This window comes from Acinetobacter sp. YH01018, from assembly GCF_013420295.1.
Taxonomy (GTDB): domain Bacteria; phylum Pseudomonadota; class Gammaproteobacteria; order Pseudomonadales; family Moraxellaceae; genus Acinetobacter.
On the sequence record NZ_VOYL01000001.1, the window covers coordinates 93,732 to 105,628 of the forward strand.

Here is an 11,897-nt window from a genome sequence, read left to right on the forward strand (position 1 = left end):
ATATCAGCCGCTCTTATGCATTTTATTTTACTATGCCAATATATTGATAATAATGTTTAGCCTTTTGATAACGCAAATAATTAGAAGTTAATTCACCTGATGGCTTAATAACTAAAATATCGATGTTTTTAAGATTTTTAGAAACACGAATATAGTGCCGATTCATATCAAAAGGCTGGATATTTTCTGGATAATAATGACAGTCATAACTGACATCAATATGGTTCAGTACTTTCGTTCCGATTTTAAATACCTCGACAGCTTGGTATTGCGCATTTCTAATTTTCGCTGCCTGAATAGCATAGGCCCCTACACAACTGCTGCCAATATAGGTACTTGAAATAAAATAAGTAGGTGCTTTATTCAGCTCAGTTTGCTGAATGGATCGTATAAATCCTCCATCATTCACCGCCTGAGTAACAACTTTATTGCCCTGTTTAAATTGCACATAAGATTCGAATTCCCGCATCGTACCGCCAGCTGAAATATCAAATGCATAAAATTTCAGCTTTTGATCAGGGCTATAATGTATAGAAATCATGTTTTTGCTGGCTAGATTTTTAAAATTATAGTGGAAACTTTGTGGATGACTCTGAATGAAATCGACTACTTTTACAGCCACCTCCTGATTAACACCCTCACTCTCATAACTGTCTGCTAAACGCCTTTGATCATATTGTTTGATCATTTGGGTTTCAAAATCAGCCACAGATTGTGCAAAAACATGCGCAGTTATCAGACTAAACCAAGCAAAACCAAGAGTTATTTTATTTATTTTTAATACTTTATTCATATAATTACGCTCTATATTTTCGATTATAGAAATGGAGTTAAATCTGAATTTAACTCCATTTTTAAATTAGCCAATACGACGTTTTAAACCTGTCATCTGTAAAACACGGGTTGAAATTTCCTCAATCGACATTTCAGAAACATTCAGATATTTAATGCCTTCTGAAATATAAATGCCTTCTACGGCACGCAGTTCCATTTGGCATTGATTAAAACTTGCATAACGGCTATTGGCTTTACGTTCGCTACGAATCGCTACAAGTCGTTCAGCATCAATCATTAAGCCAAATAGCTTATGCTTGTGTGCCTTTAATACCGCAGGTAAACGGTTGTCATCCAGGTCTTCTTCGGTCAGCGGATAGTTCGCCACACGAATTCCAAACTGTAATGAAAGATAAATTGAAGTCGGTGTTTTACCGGAACGGGAAACCCCAATCAGGATCAGATCGGCCTTGTCATAATGACGTGTGCGTGCGCCATCATCGTTATCTAGGGCAAAATGCACTGCATCAATACGTGCTTTATATGACTCAGAATCTGTTACAGCATGAGTTTGTCCGACTAAAGTTGTAGGCGCAGTACCCAACACCTCAGACAATTTTCCAATAAGCCCTTCAAAAACATCAAGATTTACTGCATTTGCAGTATTGATAATATCACGCACATACGGGTCTACCAAGGTATCAAACACCAAAGGTTGTTGCCCATCTTGATCGGCACGCTGGTTGATTTCAGCTACCACATTCATCGCAGCTTCTTCTGAAGAAATATAAGGAATAATATGAATGTCAAAATCTACATGAGGAAACTGTGCTAACAGTGAGTGTCCCAGGGTTTCAGCAGTAATTGCAGTCCCATCGGAGATAAAAAACACACTGCGCTTAATCTGTTTACCTTCTGACATTAAAATTCTCCTTAAATATTTGTCTAAGTGCTGTAAAATCTTTATAGTAAACCGATCTTACATGAGTGTCGCCGAGTAAATCAAAAAGCTGGGCGATTTGTTATAATTTCATGCCAAGATAGTGATTAATACTGCATAAGTGGAGTAACAACTTTGGAAGCGCGCGTAATTGGTCTAGAAAAATTAGGGAAACACGACGTTGAACTCGTTGGTGGGAAAAACTCATCACTGGGTGAAATGATCAGCCATTTGTCTAATGCTGGTGTATCAGTACCGGGTGGTTTTGCAACCACAGCTGCTGCGTATCGTGAATTTCTCGAGCAAAGTGGCCTAAACGCTAAAATCAACGCCGAGCTTGCAGCGCTTAATGTTGATGACGTAAAAGCTCTAGCAGAAACTGGCGCAAAAATCCGTCAATGGATTGTCGAAACTCCGCTTACAGCAGAACTTGAAAAGGAAATTCGCGAATCTTTCGCTGCTCTTTCAAACGGCAACCCTGACATCGCGGTTGCCGTTCGTTCATCTGCAACAGCAGAAGACTTGCCAGATGCATCATTTGCAGGACAACAAGAAACCTTCCTGAACATCCGTGGCATCGACAACGTTCTTGTAGCCATTAAGGAAGTATTTGCTTCACTTTATAACGATCGCGCAATTTCTTACCGTGTACACCAAAACTTTGCTCACGACATCGTAGCGTTGTCGGCTGGCGTGCAACGTATGGTCCGCTCTGAAACTGGTGCTGCTGGTGTAATGTTCACACTGGATACAGAATCTGGTTTCCGTGATGCAGTATTTATTACCGCTTCTTATGGCTTGGGTGAAATGGTCGTTCAAGGTGCAGTTAACCCTGACGAATTTTATATTTCTAAACCACTTCTTAAAAATGGCAAGCATTCTATCCTGCGTCGTAACCTGGGCTCTAAACACCAAAAAATGATTTATGGTGAAGAAGGTGCAGCAGGTAAATCTGTCGTTGTCGTCGACGTTGAGAAACAAGAGCGTCAACAATTTTCCTTAAATGATCATGAGCTGCAAGAACTTGCAAAACAAGCCTTGATCATTGAAGAACATTACGGCGCCCCAATGGACATCGAATGGGCCAAAGATGGTGATGACGGTCAGCTTTATATCGTTCAGGCACGTCCAGAAACCGTAAAAAGCCGTGAAAATGTCGGCACCATGGAACGCTACCTGCTTAAACAAAAAGGTACTGTGGTTTGTGAAGGCCGTTCAATTGGTCAACGTATCGGTTCTGGTAAAGTCCGCATCGTCACTTCGATTAAAGAGATGGATAAAGTACAAGACGGTGACGTACTCGTATCTGACATGACTGACCCGGATTGGGAACCAGTGATGAAACGTGCTGCTGCTATTGTCACCAACCGTGGTGGCCGTACTTGTCACGCTGCCATCATTGCACGTGAACTTGGTGTTCCAGCGATTGTAGGTTGTGGTAACGCAACTGAAGTTCTGACCGATGGTCAAGAAGTAACTGTTTCTTGTGCTGAAGGTGACACAGGCTTTATCTATGAAGGTGCTTTAGATTTCGAAGTTCAACGTAACTCTATCGAATCTATGCCTGCGCTTCCATTTAAAGTCATGATGAACGTAGGTAACCCTGACCGTGCATTTGACTTCGCACAAATTCCAAACGCAGGTATTGGTCTGGCACGTCTTGAATTCATCATCAACCGTATGATTGGCGTGCATCCTAAAGCATTGCTCAACATTGACAGCCTTCCACGCGAAACTCGCGCTGCTGTAATGGCACGTACTGCAGGTTACGCTTCTCCAATCGAGTTCTATGTAGAGAAACTGGTTGAAGGTATTTCTACCCTTGCTGCTGCATTCGCTGACAAACCAGTGATCGTGCGTATGTCTGACTTTAAGTCAAACGAATATGCCAACCTGATCGGTGGTAAGTTATACGAACCAGAAGAAGAAAACCCAATGCTTGGTTTCCGTGGTGCAAGCCGCTACGTTTCTGACAACTTCCGTGATTGCTTCGAACTTGAATGCCGTGCATTGAAAAAAGTTCGTGACGAAATGGGCTTAACCAACATTCAAATCATGATTCCATTCGTACGTACAGTAAACGAAGCGAAACGTGTCATTGAATTATTGGCATTGAATGGTCTGAAACGTGGCGAGAATGGTCTGAAAGTGATCATGATGTGTGAATTACCAACCAACGCATTGTTAGCTGAACAGTTCCTTGAGCACTTCGATGGTTTCTCTATCGGTTCTAACGACCTGACTCAGTTAACGCTTGGTTTAGACCGTGACTCTGGTATCGTTTCTCACCTGTTTGATGAACGTGACCCAGCGGTTAAAGCACTTCTCTCTATGGCAATCCATGCATGCCGTAAAGCAGGCAAATATGTAGGTATTTGTGGTCAAGGCCCTTCTGATCACCCTGACCTGGCTAAATGGTTGATGGAACAAGGTATTGAGTCTGTTTCTTTAAACCCGGACTCCGTTTTAGACACTTGGTTCTTCCTTGCAGAAGAAAAAGCTCAACAAGCGTAATAAAACATGTTAAAAAAGACCCATTCGTGGGTCTTTTTTTTCTTCTGCGATTTTTTGTATTTTAGATTTATTTTGAGAATTGAGTTTTATGCAAATTTACTTGGCGAGAAATAATCAACAAGCCGGTCCTTACACCTTAGAGCAGCTTAATCAAATGCTCGCTAGCCAACAAGTGCTGCTAACAGATTTGGCCTGGCATCAAGGTATGACCGAATGGAAGGCTTTAGGTGAATTAACCCAAGGTAAACTTGTATATACACCTGAAGGCTATATCGCACCTGCGGCTTTTCCAGAACCTAGCCCTGTACAGAATTCAGCTATTCGTAAAGTTCAGGTGGAAAAAAAAGCAACTGCCCGACAGGAGTTGGCTGCAATTCCAACCCGTATTTTGGCAAAAATCATTGACTTGCTACTCTGGCTACCTGCAGCCGCAATTCCGTCATTTTTCCTAAAACCGGAGCAATTTAACCAGTTATCCGAGATTCAGCAAAAAATGCAATCGGCCGAGACTTCCACTCAAGCCATGCAATTGCAACAGGAATTATTTACCCTTATACCTTCTGAAGCCTGGCAGACCATGTTTATTTACCTCATTATTATGCTAGGTATACAGGCATTTATGTTGGCAAAATCCGGGCAAAGCATCGGTAAAAAACTGACCAAAATTAAAATTGTAGATGCCGATAATGGTGAAAAAGTCAGCCTGATGCGTGCTTTCACTTTACGTAGCTTTATTTTTATCGTTTTAAATTTGCTATTTATGCCATTTATTACAATTATTGATCATGTTTTTGCACTGGGCGAAAAGCGCCAGACCTTACATGATAAGTTAGCCAAAACCAAAGTGGTTAAACAATAAGCATATAATTAGACAGGGATTGTTTTTATATCCCTGTTTTTCCGCAGAATATTGATATTAAAATAAAATTCATATAATAAAAGCTTAATTCCGAGTAAAAAAATCAGTTTTTATAACAGATATTTAAAGCCACTTTACATATAGCTTAGTTTGTCGATATCAGGCATAATGCCCTACAACGTAGCGGTGCCTCATGATTGGGAAGGCTTTACTGTGCTTGGATTTTCTAAGTGAAAAATAAACATTTCCAATCATGCGACACTTTAATCGCTATCCCATATTAAATTAGGGAATGGGACTCTTCACCGAGGTTGTAAAATGAGACAAACAATTTTAGCTGTATTGTCTTTATCTGCGATGGCTGCACTCTTGACTGGGTGTGGTGGTGATTTAGTACTTCTGAACTCCAAAGGTCCAGTTGCTGAAGGTCAATCAAACCTCATGTTGACTGCGATTTACTTAATGCTATTGGTGGTTATTCCATCAGCGATTATGGCATTATGGTTCGGATGGAAATATCGCGCGTCGAATAAAGATGCAGACTATAAACCTACATGGGCACACTCTACTGCAATTGAAATTGTAGTCTGGGGTGTTCCTGTTATTATTATTGGTATTTTAGCTTGGTTAACTTGGTGGGGTTCCCACAAGTATGACCCATACCGTCCGCTAGAATCAGATAAAGCACCTTTAAATGTTCAGGTTATTGCTGAACAGTTTAAATGGATTTTTATCTATCCAGAACAAAACATTGCGACTGTTAACGAAATTCGTTTCCCAGAAAAAACTCCGGTTAGCCTGCGTTTAACTTCTAACTTCACAATGAACTCGTTCTTCATCCCTGCATTGTCTGGTCAGATTTATGCTATGGCGGGTATGCAAACTCACCTGAACTTCTTGGCAAATGAAACCAGTCCTGCTGAAGGCTTCCGCGGTTTCTCTTCTAACTATTCAGGTTATGGTTTCTCGCAAATGCGTTTCCGTGCACACTCTGTGACTGATGCTCAGTTTGCTGAATGGGTTGCTGCAGTTAAAGCGGGTAATGGTAATACCATTAATCCTCAAGCTGTTCAAAAAACAGTTTTAGATCAAGCTGAATTTGCAACCTTACGTGACGGTAACCGCTCTAAGCACCAAATCGAAGCAATCGTTGCGAAAGCGCAAACTCCTGAAGAGAAGGCTGCTGCTGAAGCGTTGAAGCCTTATCCGACTAAGCCACACCCAGTGACTTATTATTCTTCAGTAGAACCTAAACTGTTCGAATCTGTGATTAACAAATACATGAGTAATTACCACGGTGCTGATCACTCGGCAACTGCTGGTCATGAAGCTGCTGCTTCTGAAGCTCATGCAAATGTTGAACATGCGACTGCTTCTGTAGAGGAATAAGACATGAGCTTCTTAGGTAAGTTAGGTCCGGATGCAATCCCTCACGATCCAATCGTGCTGGTGACAGTTGCCATGATGGTCCTAGGCGGTCTTGCACTGTTTGCAGGTATCACCTATTTCAAAAAATGGGGCTATTTGTGGAACGAATGGTTCACATCTGTAGACCATAAAAAAATTGGTATCATGTATATCATTGTGTCGATTGTCATGCTTCTGCGTGGTTTTGCCGATGCGATCATGATGCGTCTTCAACAGTTCCTTGCAAAAGGTGGTGGTGAAGGTTACTTGCACCCAGAACATTACGATCAGATCTTTACTGCGCATGGCGTAATCATGATCTTCTTCGTAGCGATGGGTCTTGTGGTTGGTTTGATGAACATTTCTGTACCACTTCAAATCGGTGCACGTGATGTTGCCTTCCCGCTATTAAACTCTTTAAGCTTCTGGCTATTCGCTGGCGCTGCTGGTCTGGTAATGGCTTCTCTTGCTTTAGGTGAATTCGCTGCAACAGGTTGGATGGCTTATCCTCCTCTATCAGGTATCGAATATTCTCCTGGCGTAGGTGTAGACTACTACATTTGGGCACTGCAGATTTCAGGCTTGGGTACACTTTTAACTGGTGTTAACTTCTTCGTTACCATCATTAAAATGCGCGCGCCTGGCATGACCCTTATGGATATGCCTATTTTTACCTGGACATCTTTAGTTACTGTTGTACTTATCATTGCGACATTCCCAGTATTAACTGCGACTATTGCAATGTTGTCACTTGACCGTTACTTTGACTTCCACTTCTTTACAAATGACTTGGGTGGTAGCCCAATGTTATATGTAAACTTGATCTGGACTTGGGGTCACCCGGAAGTATATATCTTGGTATTACCAGCTTTTGGTATTTACTCGGAAGTTACTGCCGTATTCTGCCGCAAAGCTTTGTTCGGTTACAAATCAATGGTGTACGCTACTGTAGCAATTGGTGTTTTATCACTTGTTGTTTGGGTTCACCACTTCTTTACCATGGGTGCAGGTGCCAACGTTAACGCGTTCTTCGGTATCATGACCATGATTATTGCGATCCCGACTGGTGTGAAAATCTTCTCTTGGTTATTCACCATGTACAAGGGCCGCATTACCTATACAACACCAATGCTTTGGACACTTGGCTTCCTTGTGACTTTCGGTATCGGTGGTTTAACAGGCGTATTGATGGCAGTTCCACCAGCGGACTTCCTAGTACACAACTCTTTATTCCTTATCGCTCACTTCCATAACGTAATTATTGGTGGTGTAGTGTTTGCGATGTTCGCAGGTATCATCTTCTACTGGCCAAAAATGTTTGGCTGGCAGTTAAATGAAGCTTGGGGTAAAGCAGCATTCTGGTTCTGGTTCATCGGTTTCTATTTTGCGTTCATGCCACTTTATATCCTTGGTTTCATGGGTATGACTCGTCGTTTGAATACATTTGACAACCCTGAATGGGATCCATATGTAAATATTGCTTTAGTTGGTGCAGTTCTTATTGCACTGGGTATTGCATGTTTCGTTATGCAAATCGTGGTGGGTTTCTTGCAACGCGAGAAAAACATGGACGTTACTGGCGATATTTGGGATGGCCGTACGCTTGAATGGTCTACTTCTTCTCCAGCGCCGTTCTATAACTTTGCCTATCTTCCAAAGATCAACGGTATTGATACTTTCTGGACTGACAAAGAAAACGGTATTGCATACACTAAACCAACCAAGTATGAAGACATTCATATGCCAACCAACCGTGCGGCTGGTTTTGTTATCGCGATGTTCATTACTGTTATGGGCTTTGCTTTAATCTGGCACATCTGGTGGTTAGTAGCGATTACATTCGTTTCTGCGATCATTAGCTTCATCGTGTCTTCTTTCACCAAGAAAGTGGATTACTATGTTCCAGCTGCTGAAGTTGAACGCATCGAAAACGAACGTTATGCACAACTTGAAAAACACTTGAAGAAGGACTAAGACTATGGCTGAAGTACTTCATCACGATAACCACGGACACGATGAACATCATCATCACGATGATACTGACATCACGGTCTTTGGTTTCTGGTCTTACTTGATGAGTGACTTGATCCTATTCGGTACACTCTTCATCGCGTTTGCTGTATTAAGCAGTCACGTTCCAGTTGGTACTCCAAGTGCACGAGATCTTTTTGGTGAATCTCTCAGTTTCGTATTAACTGAAACATTCGCCCTCTTGATTTCGTCTGTAACGTTCGGCTTTGCTGTTCTTGCTGCCTACAAAAAAGACGTATCTAAAGTTCTTACTTGGCTTGCAATTACTTGGGTATTTGGTGCTTCGTTCATCGGCATGGAATTATATGAGTTCAATCATTTAGTTCATGCAGGTCATGGCCCTAGCACAAGTGCATTCTTATCTTCGTTCTTTACGCTGGTAGGTACACACGGTATTCACGTAACTTCTGGTTTGGTATGGATGATCGTGTTAATGGTTCAAATCAAGAAATATGGTTTGACTCTTCCAAACACTCGTCGTCTTGCATGCTTAAGCTTGTTCTGGCACTTCCTTGACATCGTTTGGATCTGTGTATTCAGCGTAGTTTACTTGATGGGAGTTCTCTAATGAGTCACGATCACAATTCAGCTGGTGCAGCACACGGTAACGTTAAACAATATACAGTTGGCTTTATCCTATCTATCATCCTGACCATCATTCCTTTCGGAATGGTGATGGCTGGTGGTTTTGGCCGTGGTATCTTGATTACCGTGATTGCAATTACTGCAGTTGCTCAGATTCTTGTACAGTTAATTTATTTCCTGCACATGAACTCTTCTTCAGAGCAACGCTGGAACGTTATTGCATTCGTTTATACGATTCTGACCATTGCCATCCTTTTGGTTGGTTCTGTATGGATCATGAACTACCTTCACTACAACATGATGATCTAAACTGGTTGTCATGCTGAAAAAGTATTTATTCCTGACTAAGCCAGGAATTCTCTTTGGTAACTTCGTTACCACTTTGGGTGGCTACTTTGTAGCTGCCCAAGGTTCTGTAGATTTCCTTCTTCTTCTCATTACCCTTCTCGGTACAACTCTGGTTGTAGCATCAGGTTGTGTAGTCAATAACATCATTGACCAAGACATCGACCAAAAGATGCAACGTACGCAAAATCGTGCGATGGTTAAAAAATCAGTTTCCGTTCCTGTTGCTTTGGTTTATTCCCTGGTACTTGGATTCGCTGGTTTTAGCATTTTGTGGTTTTGGGTCAATGAGTACGCTTTTTTATTTGCTGTTATTGGTTTTGTTGTATATGTTGGTTTTTACAGCTTATGGACAAAACGGACAACCATTCACCAAACCATTGTCGGTAGTATTTCCGGTGCGGCTCCACCTGTAATTGGTTATACCGCTGTTGCAAATCAGTTTGACATGGGTGCTTTACTTATTTTTATTGGGTATGCACTTTGGCAAATGCCTCACTCTTGGGCAATTGCAGTTTACCGCTTTGAAGATTACAAAAATGCAGGGATTCCAATTTTACCTGTAGCACGTTCAATTCATCGTACCAAGATTGAGTCACTCATCTACGTTGTATTGTTCTGTATCACCATGAATGGATTATTTGTTTATGGTTATACAAATTGGATTTATGTGGTCGTACTGAACCTTTTGTGTCTGTACTGGGTGTATTTGAGTATTCAGGGCTTTAAAGCTGAAAATGATCAGTTATGGGCAAAGCAATATTTCATGTTCTCTGTCAAATTAATCACTGTCATCAGCCTGTTGTTTAGTTTCACTTCAACAGCCCCACAATTACCCATCATATTTTTTTAAAAGATAGAGTCCTGCTCTATCTTTTAATTAGATATGTCATACACTTTGCACCCTTCTCGTTATACTTTGTTTACTTTCCTTATTTTCAATAACAAACTTTTAGTAAGTAATTTCCTTTTCATCCTTATAATAAGCAAAATTTAGCTCAGCACTATTTTCAGTATTTTTGCTTTTTGCTCTCCTCAAACCTTGTATTTAGCCAGCAAAGGCTCTAAAATTCACGCTTCGCAATTTATGCGACACAACTTTAGTTGTGACTCCTTGCCTCTGCTTGTATTTGCAGAGGCTGTATAAACCGTAAGGAGCTGACAATGCGTCACTACGAAATCGTACTTTTGGTACATCCAGACCAAAGCGATCAAGTTGTGGGTATGGTAGAACGTTACCTAACTCACATCAAAGAAGCTGAAGGTCAAATTCACCGTTTAGAAGATTGGGGCCGTCGTCAATTGGCTTACCCAATTAACAAAATTCACAAAGCTCACTACATTTTAATGAACGTTGAATGTGGTCAAGCTACGCTTAATGAATTAGAAGAATTGTTCCGTTATAACGATGCAATCCTTCGTAATGTTATTATTCGTCGTGAACACGCTATCACTGAAGAGTCTTTACTTGCTAAGAGTGCTGAAGAAAAACGTGCGCGTAAAGCTCAACGTGAAGAAGCACAACAAGCTCAAGACTCTGCTGAAGCATAAGGAGAACATTACATGGCACGTTTTTACCGTCGTCGCAAGTTCTGCCGCTTTACAGCTGAGAACGTTACGTACATCGACTACAAAGATATCGATACTTTGAAACAGTACATCACTGAAAACGGCAAGATTGTTCCTAGCCGTATTACAGGTACTAAAGCTCGTTACCAACGTCAATTGGCGCTTGCTATCAAACAAGCTCGCTACTTAGCGTTGATCCCTTACACTGACAATCATAAGTGAGGTTGAGCTGTGGATATTATCTTATTACAACGCATTAAAAACCTTGGTAAACTAGGCGATAAAGTATCAGTTAAAGCTGGTTACGGCCGTAACTTCCTTATCCCTCAGGGTAAAGCAGTTGCAGCGACTGAAGCGAACACTGCTGCTTTTGAAGCTCGTCGTGCTGAACTTGAGAAAGCTGAAGCTGACGTTTTAGCTGCTGCTCAAGCACGTGCTGACCAATTGAACGAAGTTAACATCGTAATCACTGCTAAAGCTGGTGACGAAGGTAAACTATTCGGTTCTATCGGTACTCGTGACATCGCTGACGCTTTAACTAATGCAGGTCTTGAAGTTGACCGTGCAGAAGTTCGTTTACCAAACGGTGCGCTTCGTCACACTGGTGAATTCAACATCGCAATCCAATTGCATCATGATGTTATTGCTGAAGTTCTCGTTACTATCGTATCTGAGTAATTTCTTGCAAGAAAAAGAGCATGCTTTTGCATGCTCTTTTTTTATCTCTAAAAATAGTCAAAATAGTCAAAATAGTTGAATTAACCCTTATATAGACCTTGTTCACTTCATTTATTTTGACTGTTTTTAGATACTTAAATAAATGAAATTTTCGATTCGCATTTTTTTTAAGAGCGCGTATCATCTGTTTATACG

General features: G+C 41.2%; 12 protein-coding genes. 10 read left to right on the plus strand and 2 right to left on the minus strand.

Annotated features, from left to right (window positions below):
- Positions 1–22: 22 nt before the first annotated feature.
- Together FTT83_RS00430 and FTT83_RS00435 are read right to left on the minus strand one after the other, a co-directional pair.
- A complete protein-coding gene (locus FTT83_RS00430) occupies positions 23–793 on the minus strand; it encodes a hypothetical protein (RefSeq protein ID WP_180176115.1) in 771 nt (256 codons plus the stop codon).
- Positions 794–859: 66 nt separating this feature from the next.
- A complete protein-coding gene (locus tag FTT83_RS00435) occupies positions 860–1,696 on the minus strand; it encodes a pyruvate, water dikinase regulatory protein (RefSeq protein WP_086197275.1) in 837 nt (278 codons plus the stop codon).
- 153 nt (positions 1,697–1,849) lie between these two features.
- Here FTT83_RS00435 and ppsA point away from each other — a divergent pair, with 153 nt between their 5' ends.
- The 10 genes from ppsA (at position 1,850) to rplI (ending at position 11,702) form a co-directional block, all read left to right on the plus strand.
- Positions 1,850–4,228: a phosphoenolpyruvate synthase gene (gene ppsA, locus FTT83_RS00440; RefSeq protein WP_180176116.1), complete on the plus strand. Its 2,379-nt coding sequence runs from the start codon at positions 1,850–1,852 to the stop codon at positions 4,226–4,228.
- An 88-nt stretch (positions 4,229–4,316) separates the two neighbouring features.
- Positions 4,317–5,087 (plus strand): RDD family protein, encoded by a 771-nt coding sequence (locus tag FTT83_RS00445; protein WP_131274772.1) that lies wholly within the window; start codon positions 4,317–4,319, stop codon positions 5,085–5,087.
- Between the two features lie 318 nt (positions 5,088–5,405).
- Entirely contained in the window at positions 5,406–6,476 is a 1,071-nt protein-coding gene (gene cyoA, locus FTT83_RS00450) for a ubiquinol oxidase subunit II (protein ID WP_180082206.1), read from the plus strand.
- A gap of 3 nt (positions 6,477–6,479) precedes the next feature.
- Positions 6,480–8,468, plus strand: coding sequence for a cytochrome o ubiquinol oxidase subunit I (gene cyoB, locus FTT83_RS00455; RefSeq protein WP_180082207.1), 1,989 nt, complete (start codon positions 6,480–6,482; stop codon positions 8,466–8,468).
- 4 nt (positions 8,469–8,472) lie between these two features.
- A complete protein-coding gene (gene cyoC, locus FTT83_RS00460) occupies positions 8,473–9,093 on the plus strand; it encodes a cytochrome o ubiquinol oxidase subunit III (RefSeq protein WP_086197270.1) in 621 nt (206 codons plus the stop codon).
- A complete protein-coding gene (locus FTT83_RS00465) occupies positions 9,093–9,419 on the plus strand; it encodes a cytochrome o ubiquinol oxidase subunit IV (protein ID WP_086197269.1) in 327 nt (108 codons plus the stop codon). Before cyoC ends, FTT83_RS00465 begins: the two co-directional genes overlap by 1 nt.
- A 10-nt stretch (positions 9,420–9,429) precedes the next feature.
- Entirely contained in the window at positions 9,430–10,308 is an 879-nt protein-coding gene (gene cyoE / locus FTT83_RS00470; protein WP_180082208.1) for a heme o synthase, read from the plus strand.
- 311 nt (positions 10,309–10,619) lie between these two features.
- On the plus strand, positions 10,620–11,006 hold the full coding sequence (rpsF, locus tag FTT83_RS00475) for a 30S ribosomal protein S6 (RefSeq protein WP_086197267.1): 387 nt from the start codon (positions 10,620–10,622) through the stop codon (positions 11,004–11,006).
- 12 nt (positions 11,007–11,018) lie between these two features.
- Positions 11,019–11,246 carry a 30S ribosomal protein S18 gene (rpsR, locus tag FTT83_RS00480; protein ID WP_004719336.1) on the plus strand — a complete coding sequence of 76 codons (228 nt, stop codon included), beginning with the start codon at positions 11,019–11,021 and terminating at the stop codon, positions 11,244–11,246.
- Between the two features lie 9 nt (positions 11,247–11,255).
- On the plus strand, positions 11,256–11,702 hold the full coding sequence (rplI, locus tag FTT83_RS00485; protein WP_086197266.1) for a 50S ribosomal protein L9: 447 nt from the start codon (positions 11,256–11,258) through the stop codon (positions 11,700–11,702).
- Positions 11,703–11,897 lie beyond the last annotated feature (195 nt).

Coding starts and splice junctions, on each gene's coding strand:
- FTT83_RS00430 (WP_180176115.1), bottom strand. CDS start 793: ATGAATAAAGTATTAAAAATAAATAAAATAACTCTTGGTTTTGCTTGG.
- FTT83_RS00435 (WP_086197275.1), bottom strand. CDS start 1,696: ATGTCAGAAGGTAAACAGATTAAGCGCAGTGTGTTTTTTATCTCCGAT.
- FTT83_RS00445 (WP_131274772.1), top strand. CDS start 4,317: ATGCAAATTTACTTGGCGAGAAATAATCAACAAGCCGGTCCTTACACC.
- cyoA (WP_180082206.1), top strand. CDS start 5,406: ATGAGACAAACAATTTTAGCTGTATTGTCTTTATCTGCGATGGCTGCA.
- cyoB (WP_180082207.1), top strand. CDS start 6,480: ATGAGCTTCTTAGGTAAGTTAGGTCCGGATGCAATCCCTCACGATCCA.
- cyoC (WP_086197270.1), top strand. CDS start 8,473: ATGGCTGAAGTACTTCATCACGATAACCACGGACACGATGAACATCAT.
- FTT83_RS00465 (WP_086197269.1), top strand. CDS start 9,093: ATGAGTCACGATCACAATTCAGCTGGTGCAGCACACGGTAACGTTAAA.
- cyoE (WP_180082208.1), top strand. CDS start 9,430: ATGCTGAAAAAGTATTTATTCCTGACTAAGCCAGGAATTCTCTTTGGT.
- rpsF (WP_086197267.1), top strand. CDS start 10,620: ATGCGTCACTACGAAATCGTACTTTTGGTACATCCAGACCAAAGCGAT.
- rpsR (WP_004719336.1), top strand. CDS start 11,019: ATGGCACGTTTTTACCGTCGTCGCAAGTTCTGCCGCTTTACAGCTGAG.